Annotated in this window: 19 protein-coding genes and 1 tRNA gene; 8 read left to right on the top strand and 12 right to left on the bottom strand. The window is 60.0% G+C overall.

Annotated elements, in window-relative coordinates; all coding sequences use genetic code 11:
- Nucleotide 1: 1 nt before the first annotated feature.
- Genes trbL through AC1VVM_RS14895 form a run of 5 tightly spaced genes read left to right on the top strand, consistent with a single transcriptional unit; the run spans nt 2 to nt 4,450 of the window.
- The gene (gene trbL, locus AC1VVM_RS14915) at nt 2-1,315 is read left to right on the top strand and encodes a P-type conjugative transfer protein TrbL (protein ID WP_482955343.1); all 1,314 of its coding nucleotides are present in this window, start codon (nt 2-4) and stop codon (nt 1,313-1,315) included.
- Nucleotides 1,316-1,318: 3 nt separating this feature from the next.
- Nucleotides 1,319-2,095 carry a conjugal transfer protein TrbF gene (trbF, locus tag AC1VVM_RS14910; protein WP_482955342.1) on the top strand — a complete coding sequence of 259 codons (777 nt, stop codon included), beginning with the start codon at nt 1,319-1,321 and terminating at the stop codon, nt 2,093-2,095.
- Entirely contained in the window at nt 2,092-2,949 is an 858-nt protein-coding gene (gene trbG, locus AC1VVM_RS14905; RefSeq protein ID WP_482955341.1) for a P-type conjugative transfer protein TrbG, read from the top strand. The genes trbF and trbG overlap by 4 nt, the downstream gene beginning before the upstream one ends.
- Nucleotides 2,946-4,244, top strand: a complete 1,299-nt coding sequence (locus AC1VVM_RS14900; RefSeq protein ID WP_482955340.1) for a TraB/TrbI/VirB10 family type IV secretion system protein — start codon at nt 2,946-2,948, stop codon at nt 4,242-4,244. Before trbG ends, AC1VVM_RS14900 begins: the two co-directional genes overlap by 4 nt.
- Nucleotides 4,241-4,450 (top strand): DUF2274 domain-containing protein, encoded by a 210-nt coding sequence (locus AC1VVM_RS14895; protein ID WP_482955339.1) that lies wholly within the window; start codon nt 4,241-4,243, stop codon nt 4,448-4,450. The genes AC1VVM_RS14900 and AC1VVM_RS14895 overlap by 4 nt, the downstream gene beginning before the upstream one ends.
- A gap of 447 nt (nt 4,451-4,897) precedes the next feature.
- On the opposite strand, the gene AC1VVM_RS14890 is transcribed toward AC1VVM_RS14895, so the two are convergent.
- The 4 genes from AC1VVM_RS14890 to AC1VVM_RS14875 all read right to left on the bottom strand — a co-directional run bounded on the left by AC1VVM_RS14890 (nt 4,898) and on the right by AC1VVM_RS14875 (nt 9,484).
- The gene (locus tag AC1VVM_RS14890) at nt 4,898-5,095 is read right to left on the bottom strand and encodes a hypothetical protein (RefSeq protein WP_482955338.1); all 198 of its coding nucleotides are present in this window, start codon (nt 5,093-5,095) and stop codon (nt 4,898-4,900) included.
- Nucleotides 5,096-5,385: 290 nt separating this feature from the next.
- Entirely contained in the window at nt 5,386-6,018 is a 633-nt protein-coding gene (locus tag AC1VVM_RS14885) for a hypothetical protein (RefSeq protein ID WP_482955337.1), read from the bottom strand.
- Nucleotides 6,019-6,558: 540 nt separating this feature from the next.
- Entirely contained in the window at nt 6,559-7,782 is a 1,224-nt protein-coding gene (locus tag AC1VVM_RS14880) for a class I SAM-dependent methyltransferase (protein ID WP_482955336.1), read from the bottom strand.
- Nucleotides 7,783-7,927: 145 nt separating this feature from the next.
- Nucleotides 7,928-9,484 (bottom strand): arylsulfatase, encoded by a 1,557-nt coding sequence (locus tag AC1VVM_RS14875; protein WP_482955335.1) that lies wholly within the window; start codon nt 9,482-9,484, stop codon nt 7,928-7,930.
- Nucleotides 9,485-9,776: 292 nt separating this feature from the next.
- Here AC1VVM_RS14875 and AC1VVM_RS14870 point away from each other — a divergent pair, with 292 nt between their 5' ends.
- Nucleotides 9,777-10,421 carry a response regulator gene (locus AC1VVM_RS14870; protein ID WP_482955334.1) on the top strand — a complete coding sequence of 215 codons (645 nt, stop codon included), beginning with the start codon at nt 9,777-9,779 and terminating at the stop codon, nt 10,419-10,421.
- A 930-nt stretch (nt 10,422-11,351) separates the two neighbouring features.
- Here AC1VVM_RS14870 and AC1VVM_RS14865 read toward each other — a convergent pair.
- The 5 genes from AC1VVM_RS14865 to AC1VVM_RS14845 form a co-directional block, all read right to left on the bottom strand.
- Nucleotides 11,352-12,161, bottom strand: a complete 810-nt coding sequence (locus AC1VVM_RS14865) for a hypothetical protein (protein WP_482955333.1) — start codon at nt 12,159-12,161, stop codon at nt 11,352-11,354.
- A 153-nt stretch (nt 12,162-12,314) separates the two neighbouring features.
- A complete protein-coding gene (locus AC1VVM_RS14860) occupies nt 12,315-12,686 on the bottom strand; it encodes a DUF1622 domain-containing protein (RefSeq protein WP_482955332.1) in 372 nt (123 codons plus the stop codon).
- A 267-nt stretch (nt 12,687-12,953) separates the two neighbouring features.
- A complete protein-coding gene (locus AC1VVM_RS14855) occupies nt 12,954-16,307 on the bottom strand; it encodes an error-prone DNA polymerase (protein WP_482955331.1) in 3,354 nt (1,117 codons plus the stop codon).
- Nucleotides 16,304-17,845: a DUF6504 family protein gene (locus AC1VVM_RS14850; protein ID WP_482955330.1), complete on the bottom strand. Its 1,542-nt coding sequence runs from the start codon at nt 17,843-17,845 to the stop codon at nt 16,304-16,306. The genes AC1VVM_RS14855 and AC1VVM_RS14850 overlap by 4 nt, the downstream gene beginning before the upstream one ends.
- Nucleotides 17,769-18,497, bottom strand: coding sequence for an ImuA family protein (locus tag AC1VVM_RS14845; protein ID WP_482955329.1), 729 nt, complete (start codon nt 18,495-18,497; stop codon nt 17,769-17,771). The genes AC1VVM_RS14850 and AC1VVM_RS14845 overlap by 77 nt, the downstream gene beginning before the upstream one ends.
- A 158-nt stretch (nt 18,498-18,655) precedes the next feature.
- Here AC1VVM_RS14845 and AC1VVM_RS14840 point away from each other — a divergent pair, with 158 nt between their 5' ends.
- The gene (locus AC1VVM_RS14840) at nt 18,656-19,303 is read left to right on the top strand and encodes an SOS response-associated peptidase (protein WP_482956360.1); all 648 of its coding nucleotides are present in this window, start codon (nt 18,656-18,658) and stop codon (nt 19,301-19,303) included.
- Nucleotides 19,304-19,409: 106 nt separating this feature from the next.
- Here AC1VVM_RS14840 and AC1VVM_RS14835 read toward each other — a convergent pair whose 3' ends face one another.
- The 3 genes from AC1VVM_RS14835 to yghU form a co-directional block, all read right to left on the bottom strand.
- Nucleotides 19,410-20,663, bottom strand: coding sequence for a tyrosine-type recombinase/integrase (locus tag AC1VVM_RS14835; RefSeq protein WP_482955328.1), 1,254 nt, complete (start codon nt 20,661-20,663; stop codon nt 19,410-19,412).
- 173 nt (nt 20,664-20,836) lie between these two features.
- Nucleotides 20,837-20,911 (bottom strand) — tRNA-Gln (locus AC1VVM_RS14830).
- A 129-nt stretch (nt 20,912-21,040) separates the two neighbouring features.
- Nucleotides 21,041-21,889, bottom strand: coding sequence for a glutathione-dependent disulfide-bond oxidoreductase (gene yghU, locus AC1VVM_RS14825; protein WP_482955327.1), 849 nt, complete (start codon nt 21,887-21,889; stop codon nt 21,041-21,043).
- Between the two features lie 197 nt (nt 21,890-22,086).
- Between yghU and AC1VVM_RS14820 the strand changes: the two genes are divergently transcribed.
- The gene (locus AC1VVM_RS14820; protein WP_482955326.1) at nt 22,087-22,716 is read left to right on the top strand and encodes a TetR/AcrR family transcriptional regulator; all 630 of its coding nucleotides are present in this window, start codon (nt 22,087-22,089) and stop codon (nt 22,714-22,716) included.
- The last annotated feature ends 43 nt before the right edge of the window (nt 22,717-22,759 follow it).

Raw genomic sequence — 22,759 nt, 5'->3', positions numbered from 1 at the left:
CATGAACGACCTCAATGTCATCGACCGCTTCATGACCAGCTTCATCGCCTACATCGACAGCGGCTTCGGTCTGCTGGGCGGCGACGTCCACTTCCTGACGGCGACGCTGATCGGTATCGACATGACGCTCGCGGGGCTGTTCTGGACGATGGGCGGCGAGGACAACATCCTCGGGCGGTTCATCCGCAAGATCCTCTACGTCGGTGCCTTTGCGTTCATCATCGGCAATTTTTCGGCGCTCGGCGATATCGTCTTCCGCTCGCTGGCACAGGCGGGCCTCACTGCAGGTGGCGGCGGGCTGACCGCAGCCGACCTGCTGAAGCCGGGGCGTCTGGCTGGCACAGGCTTCTCGGCCGCTTGGCCGCTGCTCGATCAGGTAAATAAGCTTCTCGGCTTCACAACCTTCTTCGACAATTTCCTAATGATCGTCGTCCTTTTGCTGGCGTGGCTGCTGGTGATCCTCGCGTTCTTCATCCTCGCGGTGCAGATCTTCGTCACCATTCTCGAGTTCAAGCTCACCAGCCTTGCCGGTTTCATCCTGGTGCCGTTCGCGCTGTGGAACCGCACCGCATTCCTTGCCGAGCGGGTACTCGGCAACGTCGTCAGCTCAGGCATCAAGGTCATGGTGCTCGCCGTCATCGTGGGCATCGGCTCGAACTTCTTCGACGAATTCACCACGGCCTTGCAGGGACAGGAACCTGACATAGGGCAGACTCTGAGCCTAGTGCTCGCTAGCCTCGCGCTGTTCGGCCTCGGCATATTCGGTCCTTCTATCGCTTCGGGTCTTGTCGCCGGTGCGCCGCAGCTGGGTGCAGGCGCTGCGCTTGGTACCGGGGTCGGCGCAGCCGGGATCATTGCCATGGGCGCCGGTGGCGCGGCCGGAGCGGCCAAGCTTGCGGGCGGCACCGCGCTCGGCGCGGTGCGCGCCGGCACCAGTATGGGCGCCGCCGCCTCTACGTCGTGGAGCATGGGTCAATCCGCCGCCGGCTCGCAAAGCGTCGGTGCTGGCCTCAGCGGCATGGCCAAAGCCGCTGGCGGTGCAGCCCGACAGAAGGCCAGTCAGGCCTTCGGGATTGGCGAAGCCGCCGAACGCGGTCGCTCGGCGGCGAGGGCTGCCTTCGAAGGCTCGGAAGGTGCCGGCAGTGCGTCTGAGACCACAGCCAATCCCGCGAACAATTCCGCTCCGAGCTGGGCGCGCGATCTCCGCCGCCAGCAGGACACCCGCCATCACCGACAGATCGCGCTCTCCACCCTGAAGGACGGTGAGCGCGGCGGTGCCGCCGCCAACCCCGACATCAAGGAAAAGGAGGACTGATCGATGATCTTCAAGCGCGCTGTCCAGCGTTACGGACGAACACCGCAGCCCGAAACACCGTTCCAGCGGGCGGGCCAGGTCTGGGATGAGCGCATCGGCTCCGCCCGCGTCCAGGCACGCAACTGGCGGCTGATGGCTTTCGGGACCTTAGGTATGGCCGGAATGATGGGCTCGGCGCTGGTCTGGCAATCGCTTCAGAGCCGTGTGGTGCCCTATGTCGTCGAGGTCGACCAGCTTGGCGAGGCGAGGGCGGTGAACGAGGCCGATGTCTCCATCACGCCCACCGATCCGCAGATCGCCTGGCATCTGGCACGCTTTATAGAGTGCGTGCGCGGCGTATCGCTCGATCCGGTGCTGATGCGCCGCGACTGGCTCTCCGCCTACGATTTTGCCAGCCAGCGCGGGGCGCGTTTCCTCGATGGCTATGCGCGCGAGGCCGACCCGTTCGCCAACCTCGGGCAGCGCAGTGTCTCAGTGCAGGTGACCAGCGTCGTGCGCGCGTCGGACCAGTCGTTCCAGGTGAAGTGGATCGAGACGTCCTATGAGCGCGGCGCGAAGGCCGGAACCAGCCACTGGACCGCAATCCTGACGATACTGACCCGCCCGCCGCGCAGCGCCGACATCCTGCGACGCAATCCGCTCGGGATCTATGTCGACGCGATCGACTGGAGTCGGGAACTTGAACCCGCCGCGTCAACCCAGTCCGCGGCGGCAGCCCCGCCGTCAACCCAACTTCCGCCTGAACCCGCAGCTCAGTCAGCATCGGAGATCCAGCCATGAATGTGCATTCCCACAGGCTCGCCATCATCGCGGGCGTCCTCGCGCTACCTGTGTTGGGCCATCCCGCCCTCGCGGCCCCGGCGCCCAGGTCCCGCGCGGCCGTCGTCGAGCGCGCTAATCGCGCGGCGACGATCGAGCCTCAGGCCAGCGGGTTTATCCAGGCCATCCAGCTGCAAGGGTATTCAGAAGGGGCGATCTACCACGTTTTGACCGCGCCCGACCGGGTCACCGATATCGCGCTTCAGGCGGGCGAGGTGCTGGTCGCGGTCGCCAGCGGCGATACGGCGCGTTGGGTAATCGGCGATACGACGAGCGGACAGGGCGACAGCAAGCGCACCCATATCCTCGTCAAACCCTACTCGCCGGGGCTTTCAACCAACCTTGTCATCACGACCGACCGGCGCAGCTACCATCTGGCGCTCTCCAGCAGCGGCGGCGCGGCAATGTCGGCGCTATCCTGGACCTATCCCGCCGATGAGCTCGTCGCGATCAAGCGGGCAGCGGCCGCGGCGGAAGCTGCACAGCCGATTGCCGCTGGTCTCACCGCCGAAAACCTCAACTTCAACTACGAGATCTCCGGCGACAAGCCGACCTGGCGGCCGCTCCGCGCCTTCGATGATGGCCGGCAGACGTTCATCCAGATGCCCCCAAGTATCGTGCTCGATGAGGCGCCGCCGCTGTTCCTCGTCGATGAAAAGGGGACGGCACAGCTGGTGAACTACCGGCTGTCGGGCCGCTTCTATGTTGTCGACCGCATCTTCACGGCCGCCGAATTGCGGCTGGGGACGAAGAACCAGCAGGTGGTGCGCATCCAGCGCGTGGCCGAGGGTGCAGTTCAGGGGAGGGTGCGATGAGCGAAGAACCCGTAAGCGACGTGGATCAGCGGCAGCCAATTGGAGACCGGCAAATGGTGGGCTCCGGTGACAATGTGGAGAGCGCGCCGGCCGCTGGAGTGCGCCCGCCGGCCAAGGTCGATCCGGAGTCGCTGGCGCTCCGATCGAAACCGCCCCGGGCCATCCGCTTCAAGCGGGAAGTCATCATCGGGATGACGGGAACACTCGCGCTCATCGTGGCGGGAACCGCCTGGTATGCACTCGGGCCGATCAAGCTTCACCTTGCAGGCAACGGCGACAGCGAGGCCAATGCCGCAAAGATCCCTACCGACGCGATCAATGTGCTGCCCGACAGTTATGACAAGGTGCCCAAGCTCGGTCCGCCGCTACCCGGAGATCTGGGGCGCGCCATCGTCGAGAAACAGGGCGCAACGATCGCGCCGATCCCGACCGCGTTGGCAGGATCGGGAGCGACCCGGCCGCAGTCTGCGCCGGATCGGATGGAGGACGAGAGGAGATCGGCACGGCAGTCCGGTCTGTTCTTCGCCAGCGCCAAGGCCGTAGCGTCGGATGTGACCTCGGAACCCGCTGCGCTTCAGGCCGAAAAGCCTGCAGGCGGCGCCGATGGAAAGCTCGCGATCGACTTCAACGCCGATCCCAACGCCCAGCAGCGCAAGGCGGATTTTGTGTCGGCCAAAGACACCGCCGGCGATGTTGAGCCGCATGGGCTAACCTCGGCCGCGTCGGCGAACATGCTTTCTGCCGGCAGCGTGATTGCGGGGAGCCTCATTACCGGGCTGCGTTCGGATCTTCCCGGTCTCGTGATCGCGCAGGTCACCGAGCAGGTCTTCGATAGCGCGACGGGGAGGACCTTGCTCATTCCGCAGGGCGCCAGGCTGATCGGTAGTTACGATAGCCTTGTTGCCTTCGGACAGAAGCGAGCACTCATCGTCTGGCAGCGGATTGTCATGCCCGATGGCAGTTCGATCCGCCTCGACAACGTGCCGGCGGCCGACATGTCAGGGTATGCTGGCCTGGAGGATAATGTCGACGCCCATACCTGGCAGGTCATCAAAGGGGCGGCGATTTCTACGCTTTTCGGAGTTGGATCGGAACTGACCTTCACGGGCGAGAGCGATCTGGTCCAGGCGATCCGGCAGTCGACTCAGCAGAGCGTTTCGCGGGCGGGCGATCAGCTCGTTTCCCGCAGTCTACAAATTCAGCCGACGATCACGATACGGCCCGGAGCGCAGGTTCGCCTCGTGGTCCACCGCGATCTTGTCCTTGAACCGTGGACGAAAGGACCGCCGCAATGACCAGCGTCAGATTGCCCAAACTTCCGGACCGAACGCCCTTGCGGGTTGCAATTCACCTCATGCCGGAACTCCACCGGAAGCTGGAGGACTATGTGGCAGCTTATGAGGCGACTTACGGCCAGAAGGTGTCATTGGCGGACCTCATACCCGCGATGCTCGACGGATATCTCGACAGCGATCGAGCCTTCTCCAGGCGGAAGAAATGAACATGCCAGCCGATCCGCTCAAGCCCTCGGAAGACGCCGACAAATCTGTGCACTGTCACCTCGTTACCGTCGAGGAGTTTGCCAAAATTGCTCGATTGTCTCGCCGCCAGATCGATCGGCTTAGAGCACGGCGTCCCGTTGGTTTTCCAAGGGAGTATGAACTGGGGAGCGCCAGTAGCAAATTTCGGCGCTGCCCACGTTTCAAACGCTCGGATGTAATAGCTTGGATCGAAACGCGAGCATTATGGTGACATTTCCAGTGCCATGTTAGGTGTATGCATCGCTTGATGCTGCAGTCTCACGAGCATTCGTTAACAATGACTGGTTTGTCGGACGTAGCAGACCTTCCGGCTCCAAGTGCTATGCTGCAAAGGATCCGTTTGTTCATTATCCTCAAGATATGGGGCCTTTTTGCTCCCCACGGCCTGGATTGCAGGAGAGCGGACGTCAGACTTGATGGAATGAAACGCCGAAATCATCACCCCCCATGGCGAATGCTGAAAAGCGTCGCTCGGGAAAATCGCGAGCAAGGTTTGCTGCCAGCATTTCGGCCACAATGATAGCTAAGCGTTCGCATTGAGCCTGTTTCAGCGCAAGATCAGTTTGATCTTGCGGAAAAACGCCATCGAGCAAAAAAGCACGCATGCCGGTTTCGATCTCCTACCTAGACAAATCGAGACCGCTTTCCCAACCTCGTAGCCGTTCAACATCAACCGGCACCCGAAGCACATAACCCTTCAAACGCCTCAAATTCCGGCCACAGGAACGAGCAAAAACTTAACGCATGGTCGGCTCGACCTTCGGCGAAAATCCAATCGCCCGGCAAGATGACTGTGCTGTCGTTTCAGACACAAGTTCAGGAATCAAATCAGGGATACCTGTCATGGATCTCAGCTTACCGGTGGATCGTATGGGTTCTACGAAGAGAAATAATATTATACGTCATTGGCTGCGGAAACGTTCCGCCCCTGCAGGTAGCTTAATGCCTTGTCGAGCCAATCGGCTGAAAGGGGGTGTTTCGCTTCGGAAAAACGATTGAACATATCGCGTAGATATTCTGGCGTGACCTCACCCTTGAAAATACCTACCGCACGATCGCCTTCGATTGTGGCAGCAAGATGAGAAACCTTTTCACCGATATCTTGCGGAGCCGGATTGCCTTGGTCATCCACTACGGCTGTTCCGCCATTCATCACCACGAGATTGTAGCCGGTGGCCGCCTTAATCGTGTCTAAATCCGCCTGGGAATAGTAGTTAAATTGACCCGCATGCGGTACGTCACTCGTGCTCTTCGCTGAAAGTTGCATATTTTTTGCAAGCCACTGCTGAGCAGTGAGCGAATTTGAACCGACCTGCTCGACGGGCTCTTCAGCAAGGAGGTTTAGAAGGTTGGTCGCCGTAGAGGGCAGTAGGAGGCTACCGTATCCAGTGGCCTTCGTAGATGCGCCAATGCTTGTTGGCCCCGTCGAAGCCGGCGCGGCGCTGGTCTCGGTAGGCTTTTCCGCCGCGGACGATACCAGTCCCAATGCCCCGGCCGAAGCTCGGGACGTCGAGTTTATCATCATCATGTACCTCCTTCGTGAATCTTCCAGTGGGCCGAAAACGTGGGTTAAGTAGCAATGCTGATTGGTGCCCCCGAATATCCCTTTTATTGATTATAGCAGATTGAAAGCCCCAGAGGCACATTTGGCGGACAAAATCGAAAGCGATCGAGCTGCGGGCGCATACAAAGGTGAAGTCACAACGGAATATTTAACCGATGTATTTGATCGATTTCCCTCAGCAAAGGATTCTCTGCCGACCGAATGGATCAATAAAGCAGTCGACTACTTGCAGGAACCGGGCACATCCTCGACCAACGCTGACTAAGCCGACAGAGCGGTTGTTCCCGGCGTTGAGCGGCCTCCTCCAAACCGGCCTTTCGCTGATGCGTCGAAATTATGGCTGGGTCTGGCCGTGAAGCGACTGACGGCTTTCGGTGACGAAGATGAGAAAGCTGCCATTGAGTAGCGGCTACGCAAATAGAAAAGACGGCAGCCGGCCAAATCCAATGGGCCGTTTCAAATGCGAAGAAGCGTCTATTGTGCAGATCGGGAAGCGATGCCGCGTCAATGCGACGTTGAAGCGTCAAAAATGACCTGATCGTAGGACCACAAGGCGTCAAAGAACACGCGCGCGAGTGGCAATGCGTCCTTGCCCGCCCGATCCACGATTTCAGCGATCGTCCGTTTGCCGTCGATGGCGCCGAGCATAGCCTTCTCTTGCGGACCAATGGGCAGAATGAGGTCGTGAAACTTGTGGGTCCGATTGAAGAGCATGCCTACGGCCCCCGGCGGAAGCCGTTCCTCGACACAGGAGGTCGCAGGAAGACGGATCGGCACGTAGCCCCTCCAGGCGGCTTCCCGAAAATCAATCGCAGCACCCGGGCCATCTTCGTCGCGACCGACAACGATGCTGTGTGTTGCCATTGCCCCGCGCCACAATTCCATCGCCGCATATTGCTCCGGCGCGGCCAGTTTTGCGATCTTCGCGCCATGCGCAGTCTTGGCAATCGCCCCGCATGCCGGAAGGTAGGGCGCCTGCCGATACCACCTGCGGAACGTCAGCCCATTGGCGGCCAAGGCGTCGAACAGTTGCGGCACGCTGTAGGCCCTGTCACGCGGGTTGAGCAGCGCGTCCGCGAGTGCATCGGGGGCGAGGAAATCGCGTGACTGCTGGAGCGCGGGCTGCAGCGGATGCTGCCAGGGTAGCGCTTCCACTGCCTCGACCAATTCGGCGATTGCCTCGGGCGAAGTGCCGATGCCAAGTCGGCGGCAATAGTCCTGCAGGAGGTAGATGCCGGTGCGGCCATACGGGGCATAGACCATGAGGTAGAGCACGCCGCCCGGCTTGAGTACCGAACGAAGGGCCTTGAGGCCCGCTTCGGGATCGGCGAGGTGGTGCAGGACACCGGTGCAGACGACGAGATCGAAGCGGCGCTCAAGCTTGCCCAGATCCTCGATCGCACGTTGTTCGGTTTCGAGATTGGTGAGCTCGTATCGCTGTTTGAGCTTCTCGGTTTCCTGCAGGCTTGTCGAACTGACGTCGATCCCCAACACCGATGCCTGCGGCCAAGATATCGCATGGCGCGCGGCCTGCGATGTGCCGCAACCGGCAACAAGGATGTCGAAATCCGCGCGGTAGGGGCGATGCGGCCAGAATAGGTGAAACTCGCCGCGCGCGCGGTTGGGATCGCTCCACGCTTTGCGTACGCTGTCGAGATCGGGCAGAGGCGGCGGATAAGGGTGGGCGGTGTAGAACGCGCGGATCGGATCTTCTGCTGTTCGGTTCAAAGAAACGTTCTCCGCCAGGGCAAACATAGCTGTGCCTCATTTCTATGGGTCAATTTTGTGCCCATCAAGCTGCTGCAGCGAAAAGGGAATGGGCCGGCGTTTCAGCACCGGCCCATTCCTTGTTCAATGGCCAAATGGCGACAAGCTAGTTGCTACTTGCGCTGGCATTCTGAAGCTTCGCCATCGCCTTTTCGAGAGTTGCATGCACGCTGAGCGAGTCCGCCCCTTGGCGCGGCGGATAGTCCATGATGCTCTTCATTTGCGCCGCGATGTAAGGGGATGCCGCGTTCGGCGCCCACAGCTTCGTAGCTACGAACTTGCGGCCGATATAGCCCCACTCGGCATCTTCGGGATCCATCTTTTCGAGCGGATCCATCCGCAAGTTGAAGATGTAGGGCACTGAAGGATAGTACTTTTCATTCCACCAACTGTTTTCCTTCTTCACGCCGATGTGCATTTTCCAATTACCGACGCGTACGGCCATGAGGTCGGTTTCGTCGTAGTAGAAATAGGCGTCACGGGCCGACTTGGTCGTCTTGCCGGTCCACAGATCAAGCTGATTGAAGCCATCGAGATGAACCTTGTAGGTGATCTCGCTTTTGCCGAGCTTGGTACCCTTCAGCAGCCTTTCCTTGATGTCGGTAAGCCCGGCCGCGGCGGCGAGCGTGACATAGGCGTCTTCATGGCTCTGCAAGGCATTGGACTTGCTGCCGGCCTCGATCTGTCCCGGCCAGCGCACCATCATCGGAACGCGTACGCCGCCTTCCCATGTTGTCCCCTTTTCGGCGCGGAACGGCGCATAGCCGCCGTCGGGCCAGAACATCAGTTCGTTGCCGTTGTCGGTCGAGTAGATAACGATCGTGTCCTCGGTGAGGCCGTTATCATCGAGCCACTTCAGCAGCGCGCCGACATGTTCGTCATGTTCGATCATACGAGCACGGACGACGTCTTCCTCGGCGCGCCCCTCGTCGACAGCCATTTGCACGTACTTCGGCGCAGGGTGGGAGAAGATATGGATCGCGGTGGTATTGAACCAGCAGAAGAACGGACCCTCCTTGTTGCGATCCAGCCAATCGATCGTCTTGTCGAGAACTTCCTTGTCGAAGGTCTCCATCCGCTTGCGGGTCAGCAAGCCGGTGTTTTCGATCTTCTGCTTGCCGCGCCGGCCGAAGACGCCGTCTTCCGTGTCGTCATCTTCTTCCGTCGCCCAGGCGTGCAGCACCCCACGCGGACCAAACTTCTTGAGGTATTCGGGATCCCTCTGGCCGGGATAGTCGAGCTGTTCCGGCTCCTCCTCGGCATTGAGGTGATAGAGGTTGCCGAACCATTCGTCGAAACCATGCACGGTCGGCAGAAAGTCGTTGCGGTCGCCAAGGTGGTTCTTGCCGAACTGGCCGGTCTTGTAACCGGCTTCCTTGAGCACTTCTGCCAGCGTCGGGTCTTCCTTCTGCAGGCCAAGCGCCGATCCGGGGATACCGATCGTGGTCATGCCGCTGCGAAGCGGTATCTGGCCTGTAATAAAGGCGGCGCGACCGGCCGTGCAGCTGGGCTGGCCGTAATGATCGGTGAAGATCATGCCCTCCTTGGCAATGCGATCGATGTTGGGCGTGTCGCCCATCATACCGTGGGTATAGGCACCCACGTTCCACATTCCGATGTCGTCACCCCAAATGACGAGGATATTGGGCTTTCCATTGGGCATCACGCAACTCCGGATCGGCTTTCTGGGACGCTTTGGTTAGCAAGCAGCCGTGGTCACCGGGATCGGGTGAAACCCCGACTCTCAGGCAGGGTGGCACTGAGAGGGCGTATCGTGGGGACTGCCCCCTGTTGAGTGATGAAGCGGCTCGCTCCACTCTGACCACCGCGAAACCCTGTCAGGGTTTCTACCTATGGAGCCCCCCTACTCCAATCCCCTAGGTAGTAATCCTACGAGAATCGGGTCGCCGCAATCGTCCGAAGATATTGCAATTGGCAATTATTCAAGGTGGTTCATGGCTCAACGTCTGGCAAGAATTCTCATCGCGGATCCTTACGAAGTTCTTCGTCTGGGGATCCGCGACATACTATCCGCCCACCATGGATTCGACGTCGTCGCCGAGGCCTCCGATGGCCTGGAGGCAATCGAAGTGTCGCAGGACTTGATACCCGATATTGTCATAGTTGAACACGCCATGCGCTCTCTAAATGGACTTGAACTTACGCGCAGGCTAAAGAGTGAGCTTCCCGGAATTAAACTCATTGTTTATACGTCGTGCTTCTCCGATGAATTGATAGTTGATTACATCAGGTCAGGGGCTCGTGGTGTCGTGCTTAAAGTCGATGATCGCGAAGAGCTCCTCACGGCAGCTAAAAAGGTCCAACTTGGGTATCCATATTTCTCGTCTTCCATCTCCGATGTGCTGGTGGAAAAGCTAACTCGCCCGAGGGAAAGCGAACCATCCGCGTTAACGCCCCGCGAAAGGCAGATTGTTCAATTGATTTCTGAAGGTAAATTGAACAAACAAATGGCCTTTGATTTAGGAATCAGCATCAAAACCGTGGAAAGCCACCGATCTGCGGTAATGGCAAAATTACAATTTGTTTCCGTTTGCCAATTGGTGCGATATGCTATTCGCAATAATATTGTTTCAATATAACAAGCATATTGTAACTCATTATAAATAGCATCTACCTTTCACCCTGTAGACTTCTGGGCGCACTATATTAAGCCCGATTTAGCGGATTTCGAGCCAAAGCGCTGGCAGTGCTGCTGATCGAAGCAATGTAGCAGCACGATAGAAGCCAGGCCTTTGCGCAGCGACGAGTTGGAAAGAGCTCCGGCCGTACACCTCCCAAAGGAGATCGGATAGGTGAGACAGCATGATTGCGGCTCCGACAAACGCTACGCGCCAGTTCCAAAAATGGAAGAGGGCGAGCATCATGCCTACACACATTGCGAGCCCGATCCACATGATCCAGTACTGCTTCGCACGATCGCGCTGAGCGTGCTGAGCCAGTGCCGCGGGGCTTGCACGCGCAATGCATTGTAACGCCTTGAGTGACGTCAGGCAGCGCACGAAAATGCCGGCCAACGTTGAGCAAACCCAACCGAATCCGATCCACGCCGCGAGAGTTATGACAAGCTGAACAATCATCGGTCGTCCTCATCATTTTGCGCCGGCATTGAAGATGGTCGAGAGCTTCTCGACTGCTCCTGAAGTACGTCGCGTCGGCGTTTGGGTCGCCGATGATGAATGATTTCATTGCCACTGCATGTTAAAATGCTGAAGCTCACTAACAGTCGATGCGCCGCGACGTGATATTCGTCACGTTTTCATAACAAAAATGAGATATTGTGCAGATGCGACCCGAGGGCGACTCGATTTGAGTTAAGCCTGACACTGACCCGGCAGTCTCGACTGCCGGGTTATTTTTTTGCTCCTTGCCCTCAGATTGCGCTTCGCATCCTCACTCGGCGTCCCCAGCAGGGCATTGCAGAGATCAGCACCTTGGAGCCGGCTTTCGAATATGTCGCTGGTCAATATTCGGCATAATAGACCGAGCCAAACGTTTGGGAAGCGAGTGGGTCAAGGCCCGGAACGGCGCTCAATAATTTCGTGATCAAGCGTCTTTGCCTGGCGGGCTCCTTCTTTCTTCTGCATCAGGCCGTTACGCTGCCGAAGGTCAAAAAGGACGTACGGCTTATCATTGGGAGCTGAAGACGGTCCTGTTTCAGCTGCTCCAATAAGCTTCAGGATCTGCCTTTTCTTGTCCACCTCAAAGGCCTTTAGGAGGGAGCGACTGGCTTTGTTCGTCCACGTGAAACGGTCGAGCGGATCAGGATACCAAGTTCGAATTGCGAACGTTGGATAAAGCTGATTTTGACCGTCACGCGCATATTCGACGGACCCCACCAAACGGCCATTTCGAAATGGAACAGCAAAACCCAGATGGGCCTCGTCAAAATTGGAATTAGTAAAGACTTGCAAGAACGCGGGATTAAGGAGGCTTTCTGCAACAATTTCAGGCGGTTGAATAGCCCTTTCAAATAAGCGTGCCAAAGCGTGCTTTTGAATAATGATCCCTTGCATGTCGCGATGATAGCCAAAGCTGCATGAAGTAAAGTAAGGGGTAAAGCCGGTGAGAGCGATTGTTCTATAAGCGATGTCGCTTTCATCTTCGGCAAGCAGAGCGCCACGCCATCCAATCAGCATTCCGCGCCTTCTGGCGACGATCCTGCGGTCTTTGATTGCCAGAACTGCGCGCTTGAAGTTCCGAGCAGCAGTGCCACCCTGAAATTCGTCCGCTACACGTTTTATCGCGCCTTCTGCATCGAAGGTAATTAAGGAGAAAACGCGACTGGCATTCCGCTGAGCCCAAAATGGAGGCGATGGCACCCGTTGCTCTCCTCGCATTACATTGTGTCAATCTAATCCTTCGACATTGAACCGGCGATATTAGATGCAATTCATATCCGAAGCCCGCCTACTCTGGACATTTCTTTGCATCCACGGCCGCCTTCAAAGCATTTGAGCGCGGGCGTCAGGCATCTAGGCTGTAGAGACCCGGTCCGCTTCCTTTTCCTTGGCTTCTCTCTCCCTCAAACCATCAAGATCGCGGTCCAGGAAGAAATTCAGAAATGTCCGGAGCACGGCAATGGCGGCCAACTTGCCGATATCATCCCAGGTCGGCGCAATAGTCGTTTCCACTATATCGGCGGCGAGCTGGAAGGTGAGGCCCGCAACAAGCCATCTCGCAAGAGACAGCCACACGGGCCTCAGTTGATCTTCGCTGGCGTGAAAAATCAGCAATCTAGAAAGTCCGATCGCCCCTTGCAGAGCGCCGATGGCGATCGCCAGCATCGCAAACAGATTGACTGCTGCTGCAATGTATTCGGCTATCGTGTGTAAAGCTTCTTCCATCGCCCGATTTCCTATCACTCAGCGGCAGAATACTGCTTGATGACAGTCGCGTTGCACATCGGGGAAATCCCGCGCATTTCCATTGATCACTTTCCATCGTGGTTTGGCCCACCGACGGCTCTCCCCAACATCTCTGCCATAATCGTGTGCTCTAGGACTTCCCGATAGCAACCCATCGTTCAGGCAATTTTCTTCACGCGGCGCAGCAACGCAGACCGACCGCTCTCGGGATTGTCAAAGTGGATACCGAATGACTGAATTCGGGCGCTAGCGGAAATCTCGTGGCTTAATTTTGATCCCCTCAGTCGGCCCGCCAGGAATGATTCCAGAGCCGAGCCTCAAGTCGGGATCAAAAAGGTCACGGGAATTTCGTCGCAGATGGTGGGTTTCGGGTTCGCGCGGGTCAGGCGCCATTGCGCTTTTGACGATGTCGGCTCGGCTAACCTGATAGACATTGGCTACGTCCTTGCGTTGTCCCACACTGGCGAGCAACCCGGAGAGATCGTTCAGTTGCTGGGCGATGACGTGGATGACATCACCTTCCTTCTGGACCTGTCCTCGCACGCCCATCATCGAGGCTCCGAGCACTGTGCGCCGGTGCTTCTCAAAGACTTTGGTCCAGACGACGAGGTTTGCCACATCGGTCTCATCCTCGAGGGTAACGAACATGACGCCTTTGGCGGATCCGGGCCGTTGCCGAAGCAGAACCAGTCCGGCGAGATTGATCCAACGGCCATCCTTGATGTTACGAAGATCAGCGCAGGTGATCATTTTTCGAGAGATCAACTCGTCGCGCAGGAAGCTGAGGGGATGTGCGCGTAAGGACAGGCCAACGGAGCGATAGTCCTCGACGACTTCCTCGCCGTCTCCCATTTGGGGCAAGGCGACTTCCGCCTCGACCGCCTCGGGCCGGAGCTTGCCAGCGCGTTCGTCGGCGGCCGCAAACAAAGGGAGGGCTGCGGCGCCAAGGCCCTTTACCTCCCATAATCCCTCCCGGCGTGACAGCTTCAGTGAGCCGAAGCCGCCGGCTTGGCCGATCCGGTCCAGTGCGCGTCCGCTGACCCCGGCGCGCCACTGAATTTCCTCGACGCTGTCGTAGGGTTCGTTGCCTCGGGCCAGGACAATCGCAGCACCGTCCTCATTTCGCAGTTCCCGGGCATAACGAAGGCCCATGCGCACTGCGAGATACCGGCCGCCAGTCTGTTCAAGAGAGCAGTCCCAGCGACTGTGGTTCACATCGATCGGACGTACCTCGACGCCGTGCTTGCGGGCATCACCCACAATCTGGGCAGGGGCGTAGAATCCCATGGGCTGCGCGTTGAGCAATGCGGCACAGAATACATCGGGATGATGGCATTTCATCCACGACGAGGCGTACGCGATGAGGGCGAACGAAGCCGCATGGCTCTCTGGAAAGCCGTAGCTTCCGAAGCCTTCGATTTGCTTGAAGGTTTGCTCGGCGAAGTCGCGCTGGTAGCCGCGCGCGATCATCCCGTCGATCAGCTTGTCGCGAAAATGCGAGACGCCGCCTGTTAGCTTGAAAGTCGCCATCGCACGGCGCAGCAGGTCGGCCTCCGAGGCCGTAAAGCCGGCACACTCGATCGCGACCCGCATGGCCTGTTCCTGGAATAGGGGCACGCCCAGCGTCTTTTCCAGCACGCGCTTGAGCTCGACGGTCGGGAAAGTGATGGGCTCCTTGCCTTCGCGGCGTCGCAAATAGGGATGGACCATGTCGCCCTGAATGGGACCGGGCCGCACAATCGCAACTTGGACCACGAGGTCGTAAAACTTCCTGGGCTTGATGCGCGGCAGCATCGCCATCTGCGCGCGGGATTCGATCTGGAACACGCCGAGCGTGTCGGCCTTGCGGATCATCGCGAACGTCGCCGGATCGTCGTGGGGAATGCCGGCGAGGTCCATGGTGATGCCCTTGTCCTCTTCCAGCAGGGCAAAGGCCCGGCGCATGCAGCCCAGCATACCAAGTCCCAGGACATCGACCTTCATGAAGCCGAGGGCATCGATGTCGTCTTTGTCCCATTCGATGATCTGCCGATTGGCCATGGCGGCCGGCTCGATCGGAACCAGCTCGTCGAGGCGGCCGAGCGTGAGGACGAATCCTCCGGGATGCTGCGACGTGTGGCGAGGCGTATTGATGAGTATGCGCGCCAGTTCCAGGGTCAGCGTCAGGCGGCGGTCAGTCATGTCGAGGTTGAGTTCCTCGGCATGGCGGTCCTCGACACCCTCGCGGCTCCAACCCCAGACTTGCCCGGCAAGACCCGAGACCACGTCCTCGGTGAGACCTAGCGCCTTGCCGACCTCTCGCACGGCGCCACGCGCGCGGAAGCGCGAGACAACAGCGGTGAGCGCCGACCGCTCACGCCCGTACGTCTCGTAAATCCACTGGATCACTTCCTCACGGCGTTCGTGTTCGAAATCGACGTCGATGTCGGGTGGTTCACGCCGCTCTGCAGAAACGAAGCGCTCGAACAGCAGTTCGGATTTCACGGGATCGATCGAAGTGATGCCGAGCACGAAACAAACGGCCGAGTTCGCCGCGCTTCCGCGCCCCTGACAGAGGATACCCTTGGAGCGCGCGAAGGCGACGATCGAGTGCACGGTCAGGAAATAGGGCGCATAGGCCAGTTCGCCGATGAGGCGGAGTTCGTGCTCCAGCTGCCGGCGAACATTGTCCGGCGTGCCGTCGGGGTAGCGCTCGGGAGCCTTGGCCCAAGTCAGCCGCTCCAGTTCTTGCTGCGGTGTGAGGCCGCTTTCGCCGATCTCGTCGGGATAGGTGTAGGTCAGCTGCCCGAGGTCGAAGGTACAAGCGCGGGCGATCTCGACGCTGCGCGCAACAGGGGCGATATCTCCGAGGTAGCGAGCGAACAGCCGCTCCATCTCAGCGGCATCCTTGAGATGCCGATCGGCAAATCGCTCGCGCCTGCGGCCCAGTGTATCGACCGTGCACTTCTCCCGGATGCAGCTCACGACATCCTGCAGCATGCGCCGATCGGGCGTGTGGTAGAGCACGTCCCCGGTGGCCACTGTGGGAACGTCTGCGGCGACTGCCATGGCCGCAAGGTCGCGCAGTCGAATGGCGTCGCGAGGCCGGCGCCGGATCGAGAGGGCCAGATAAGAGCGTGAGCCAAACACGCGGGTGAGCCGGACCAGCGCTTCCTCGGTCGCGGCGTCCGCGCGGTCGGGGACAAGGATCGCAATCAGACCTTCGGACCAGTCCTCAAGATCCGACCAATAGAGATGGCATCCGCCCTTGCCGGCACGGCCTTTGCCTATGCTGAGCAGGCGGCACAGCCGGGAATAGGCGTCGCGGTCGGTCGGGTACACCAGCAGCGAGGTGCCACAGACAAGATCCAGCCGGCAGCCAATGATGGACCGAACGCCTGTAAGCTTTTGCCCGTCCCATGCGCGCACGGCGCCGCCCAGTGTATTGCGGTCGGCGATGCCGAGTGCGGGCAGGGCCAGCAAACTCGCGCCAGAGAAGAGTTCCTCGGGGCTCGACGCACCGCGCAGGAACGAAAAATGGGTTGTGACCTGCAGCTCGACATACCGGGCATGTTCGAGGGGATCGTCATCTCCGCCAGCAGAATGGCCATGCTGGTTCATGCGAAGGCGCCATGAATGAACCAGCGCATCGGGCCGGTGGCACTGCGCTCGCCATCGCCCAATCGAAATATCCAGTAGCGTCCGCCTGTCGCTGTCTCGACTTGGAAGTAGTCGCGCACCGTGTAGGGCGTGTCCGCTTCATGCCCGCCTTCACGCCACCATTCGCCGTGCAGCCGTTCCGGGCCATCGGCCTGGGCAACCCGGTGCCGCTTCCCGCGCCAGATGAACATGGCCGGGGGATGGTCGGGCAGCATTGCCATGACTTCGACTGGCTCTGGCGGGATGATCATCCGCGAGGGCCGCGGCAAATCGTCGTCCCAGCTGGTGCCTTGGGTTGCGGAGAGCGCCGGCACATCCTCGACCTCGCGCTCGGGCATGGCGCTCTCACGGGGCTGCGTACGGAACAGGCGTCGACGGCCAAATCTGTTCGCCAGCGTATCGACGATCGCGGAAATGTCCGGTCCTCGGCGTTCTCCGGAAAGGATCGAACCGAGCTGCGAGGCCGCCAACGGCTGAACGAGCGAGGCCACGAGAGTCATCGCTTCCACACCCAGTCCGGGATCGACCTCACCCAGCTTCTGCGACAGTAATCTGCCGATGTGACGCGGGTCGCGGACCGGGCTGGCCGTCCCTATCCGAATCGCCTGACTGTGGCCGTCGACTCGCTGAAAATAGAGATCAAGCGTGCGCGCACCGATTCCCTCCCGCACCATGAGCGCGGTAATGTCGTCGGCAAGGTCGCCGATTACATGCACGAAGGCCTCGGCAGTGCCGATCGGCTCGAGCAGTCCGCGCCGCACGCGTGGAAGCTCAACGGGAAAAACCGGTTCGATCGGTTCGGGGATCTGCCCGAGTGCCTGGTCGAGGCGTTTGTAAAGCTGGCGACCGAAGCGCTTGGCGAGCGGTGCGCGAGGCGCCGCGATCAACTGCTCCACCCGTTCGAAGCCCATGCGGCGCAGTTCCTCCGACACACCCGGCTCGATCCGTATTGCCGAGACTGGAAGGGTGGAAAGCGCGGCACGCGCGCCGCCTGGCTCGATGACGCTGGGACGACCGGACGGAACGAGGCGTGCGACAGCATGGGCGCATCCGGCCGTATCCGCCACTGCAGCCTGGCAAGCCACGCCAGAGGCCGCAATGCGTCGCATCATGTCCTTGAGCATCGGCTTCTCGCCGTCGAAACGGTGCGCGCAGCCCGTAACATCTATCCAGATGCCGTCAGGCGGATCGGCAGCGACGACCGGCGAGTACCGGCGTCCTGCCCATAGCGCCAGACGGCGCAATCCTTCGAGGTCCTCCTCGTGGGCAGCGTCCGCAACTTCGAGTTCGGGCACCAATGCTCGCGCTCTTGTCACTGTCATGCCCGGGAACACGCCGAGCCGCCGTGCAGCCGCGTCAACGGCGGCAATTACACGCCGGCCGTGATCGGGATGAGCCGTGACGAGGGGAGCGGCTTCGCCTTCAGGCGGCCTCCCGGCCTTGCGCCGGATGCGATCCGTTGGCCAGGTCGGCAGGTATAGCGAGACGACCCTGCGCATCGCATCCCTCCAAAATCCAGAGTTTCGGTTCTCCGCCGCGAACGCGTTCCAGCGCGACCTGCCAGCGGGGACGGGCGAGGCTCGGAATGCCGAGTCGCTCGCTGGGTGCCGCCTTGATCCGCCAGCGGGTCATCGCGGCGGTCCCATCGGCTACAGCATCAGCCGGTAAGCCCCGGCGAAACACGAATGCCGGAACGCCCGATTCCTCGGCTGCAAGCTGCAAGCGGCGTGACGCGGTGAGGGACATTTTCCTTAGCTCGCCAACAACGCCGCCAAGACCGGGATGGCGCAAGCACTCCTCCATGGCGATCAGCACATTCGTGTCGCTGCCCGCCTCGATGAAGATGACGCGGTCCGGATGAAGTCCGGCAAGGTGGAGGGCCGGCGCGAACAAGTCGCGCCAGTGCATGCACCAGAACACAGTGCCTTCCATCCGCGCGAGAATTCCGGCGAGAAAGACGGTCGCTGCCGCGTCGTCGGCCAGTTCGCGGCTGCCCGCCACTTCGTGGAGCGCGCCAGTTGCAAGGCCGCCGTCGGGGAGGCTCTGGTCGACGGCGTCGATGTGGAAGGGCAGGGCAGGATGCCGCGAGGAGACGCCCTCGATCTGCGCAATGCGCTCACGCAGTTCGTGGAGGACGGTGGAATTGGCCATGGCACGGTTGAGACTCGGGTAGGAGGATTTTTGTTCCCTATATGTTCGCTCTTTTCCGACCTCAGAGTCAACGCAAGTTGGAGTTCCGAATTTTCCGTCCGGGGGAAAGCCGGTGTATGGGAGGTGCAGAACTCGAACGCGGCGGCACGGAGCCCACGATGTGTAACTTGTACACGCAGCGCCTCAATCCAGCTGATATCGCAGCGCATTTCGGGGTCTCGGCGATCCCCAATTCCAATGCTGACGGCGAAACCTTTCCTGGAAAACCCGGAATGGTGGTTCGGGAAGAAAATGGTTCGCGCCTGATGCAGACGATGACGTGGGGCTTTCCGCTGCGCCTCAAGTCGATGGCACCCACTTCCAAACCGATTCCCGTCAACAATATCGCGGACCTCCGCAAGAACATGTGGGTCGGTCTGGCCCGCAAGCCGCAGTGGCGTTGCCTTATCCCGCTCACCGGATTTGCCGAAGCGGAAGGACAGAAGGGCAAGAAGACCCGAACCTGGTTCAACATCAGGGGGCAGGAGATTTTTGCCTGGGGCGGGCTCTGGCGTGAAAGCGACGAATGGGGGCCGGTCTATTCGGGAGCCATGACCGATTGCAACGAGGCGATCCAGCCCGTTCATGATCGCATGCCCGTGCTCCTCATGCCGGACGAGTACGATACCTGGCTGCAAGGCAGCTTCGAAGATCTGATGGCCTTCCAGGAAAGGAAGTTCCCGGATGAATTGATTGAGATGGTGCGCACGGACGAACTGTGGTCGGCCAGGAAGGCGCCGGCATCGCCAGCAAATACGTTGCTCTGAGGTACAGGCGAAGTCGCGCGCCACCGTGGGACTCAGTCTGATATTCTGGCGCGGGCAACAGCATTGCCACGGTGCATTGTCGCTCCCCGCGCCACTTTCGCCATGACTAATCCAGTGGCTTGATCGGCCCTTCGGGGATCTCAAGCAATCGCGCGACGCCGCTCTTGTGAGCAATCTCGACGATTTCCGCCTCCCACTTCATGAACCAGGCGGCCTTTTCCTCCTCGAGTTCGTAGCCGTCATAGATGCGCTCCATCCCGACTTTGAGGTGGTTCAGCATCGCTTCGGCAGTCTCGTAATCGACCTTGAGGCGCTTGGTATTGCTCCGGGCAGTGCGCCTGAAATCGTGCGGCACGAAATGATCGATCTCGCGTCCTGCAATCTTAGCCATCAAAGCGAGCGCGCGCTTCTTTGCGGGATACCAGCCGTTCGTGCGGGGGCCCGCGATGCGGGGAGAGGGAAATACCCATTCCCCTTCCGACGAGATCAGATGGCGGCCCCATGGACCCAACTGGATCGAATGCGGAGCACTGTTCTTCGATCGGGCTGCGGGGATCGTCCATACGCCTTCCTCGATCTCGTCCGATCGCGCGCGGATAACTTCTGAGAATCGGGCGGCGGTCAGAAGCCAGAGCAGCATACCTCGCCGGAAATCGCGTTCTTCCTCCTTTGCCACCGCTTCCAGGAACCACCCGATTTCCTCGAGGCTGAGCTTTCTGCTCCGGGGTGTTTCAGGAAACCGAAGATCGGCAAGGCGGCGCGAAGGATCGACTTCAAGGCCGACGATGAGTCCGCGCAGGCTGGCGGCCCACCCGAAAAACACCTTGAGTTCGGCCGCGAGCCGGTTGGCCCGGACCTTGGCGGTACGGCCTTTCGCCAGCACGAGATTGATCAGATCCCTTTCCGTGACCGCGTAGATCGACTTCTTTGCGAGCCGAGGCGCGATGTCGCAGCGATAAATGTAGAGCTTGTCCTGGATCGTACGCGGCTTGTTTTTGCGCTTTGACCGGGAGCCGCGACCTTCGCGGGTGGCTTCCATGTAAAGTTCGTGCGCGCGGGCGACGGTCATCGAATCGCGCGTATCAGCGAGTCGTCTCGCTTCGCGGGGATCGATCCCGGCCTCGACCTCATCATTGAGCCCCTTGGCCCAGTTGCGGGCATCGGCGATGGTATGTGCAGGGTACGTGCCGAGGCGCATCCGGACGAGTTCGCCGTCGCCCGATATGCGGCGCGCGTAACGCCATACCTTCTTGCCGCTCGGCAGCACTTCGAGGCTCAAACCCGGATACAAAGGGTCCCTGATTGAACCCTTGTTCAGCGTGTCGAGCGATGCAGGTGAAAAGGCGATTTTCCGTGTCATTTACCGACTCCGTGGCCGGCCCCGAATCGCAAAAAATCATGATACAAATCGTGATACAAATGCCGTCTAAACCGGTCCTGCCGAGGCAAACCGGGTCTAGCTGGTGGGCAAGGGCCCTTCACGATTTTTAGTAGGATGATCAATGCGATCTGGCCGAATCATGAGGATTCGGCTGGCTGGGGCGGCAGGATTCGAACCTGCGAATGCCGGTACCAAAAACCGGTGCCTTACCACTTGGCGACGCCCCAGCAGGGAATGCGCGCTTAGCGGCTAATGTCGGTGCTGAAAAGGGCTTTTGGGAGAAGTTTTCCGCAGGCTCGTGCACGAAGGCGCGCAAGCGCGGGGAGTAGTGGCACTTCCCCGCGCTTGCTGCGCTTTTACTTGGCTAGCACCGCGTCGATATCGGCGGCTGAGTGCCGTTCGCGGACGAAGCCGTCGCCGTTGCGGTTGACGATGCGGCCGCGCTGGATGCCTTTGCGGGCGGCGAGATCCTCGCCCCAGCGAACGAGATTCGCATAGCTCGGTACGTCGAGGAAAGTTGCCGCGTCGCCATAGGCGTCGCCGCGCAGGAAGCCGCCGAACCAGCCGTAGCAGGCGATGTCTGCGATCGTGTAGTCGTCACCCGCCAGATAGCGGGTCTCGGCGAGGCGCTTGTCGGCGACGTCGAGGATGCGCTTGGTTTCCATCGCGTAGCGGTTGATGGGGTATTCGTACTTCTCCGGCGCGTAGGCGTAGAAGTGGCCGAAACCGCCGCCGATCATCGGCGCTGTGCCCATCTGCCACATGAGCCAGGACATGCATTCGGCGCGCGCCGGCTGGCTGGAGGGCAGGAATTTGCCGAACTTTTCGGCAAGGTGGAACAGGATCGAGCCGGATTCGAAGACGCGGACCGGCTCATTGCCCGAGCAATCGAGCAGGGCGGGGATCTTCGAATTGGGATTGATCGCAACGAAGTCCGACCCGAACTGGTCGCCATTGCCGATGTCGATCAGCCATGCATCGTACTCGGCTTCGGCCACGCCGGCGGCCAGCAGCTCTTCCAGCATGATCGTCACCTTCTGCCCATTCGGCGTGCCGAGCGAGTAGAGCTGCAACGGATGCTGGCCGCGCGGCAGTGTCTGCTCGTGCGTGGCGCCGGACACCGGGCGGTTGGTCTTGGCCCATTCGCCGCCGTTCTCCTTGTCCCAGGTCCAGACTTTCGGCGGTTCGTAGGTGGTTTTGAGCATGGAGGAACTCCGTGAGTGTCGTTCCCGGTCAGGTAGGGTCGGCGATGGCCCGCTACAACCCTTCGACCGGTCTTCGCCGAGCGCTCAGGTAATTGAAATAAGATAAATAAATCAAATTCGTAATCCGAAAGTATGAGGAACTTGCCTATGGGTCAGGCGTTGACAGGCAATGCTCAGGTTGGGCAAGCAGGTCAGGCATGATTCAATCGATTGAAAATGAGCTCTCCGGCCGTTCCGGGGAGACCAGCCGCCAGTCGCGTCGCCGCAACAAGGGGTTCGAAGAAACCCACCTCGTACTGATCGAGACCGCAGTGAAACTGGTCTCGGCAAAGGGAATGGAAGCACTTTCACTTTCGGAAGTCGCGCGTGAGGCCGGTGTGAACCGGACCACCATCTATTATCACTTCGCGGACCGCGAGGCGTTGATTAATGCCATACGCAAATGGTCTGCGCAGCAACTTACCGCGGTGCTCTCGTCCACGGACACGGCCGAGCACCGGGGGCGCAGCGTAATCCGCTATGTGCTTGAGAATCCGGAAGTCGTGGCGCTGTGGACGGAAGATTTCCTGTCCCCGGGCCGGATCTCGGACCGCTATGCGATGTTCGATGGCCTGGCCGATGAATTGCGCGTCCATTTCGAGACCGAGCCCATGGCCGAGGGCTTGGATGCCGAGGTCTTCGCCACGTTCATGCTGACGTGGGTACTGGCAGGCGCGCGCGTCTATCGGAACAGCGTTCAGCCCGAATCTTCGCTTGATGAGGCGGTTGAGCGGCTGACAGGCACGCATATGGCGATCCTGCGCCTATGCGGTCTTGTAAAAGGCTGAAGGCCAGCAATTGCTGGCCCGCGATTTTCAAACGATCGCTTAC

Source organism: Novosphingobium sp. BL-S-33, assembly GCF_056857025.1.
Note: the sequence above shows the minus strand (reverse complement) of the source record. Positions and strands in the feature narration are given on the sequence as shown.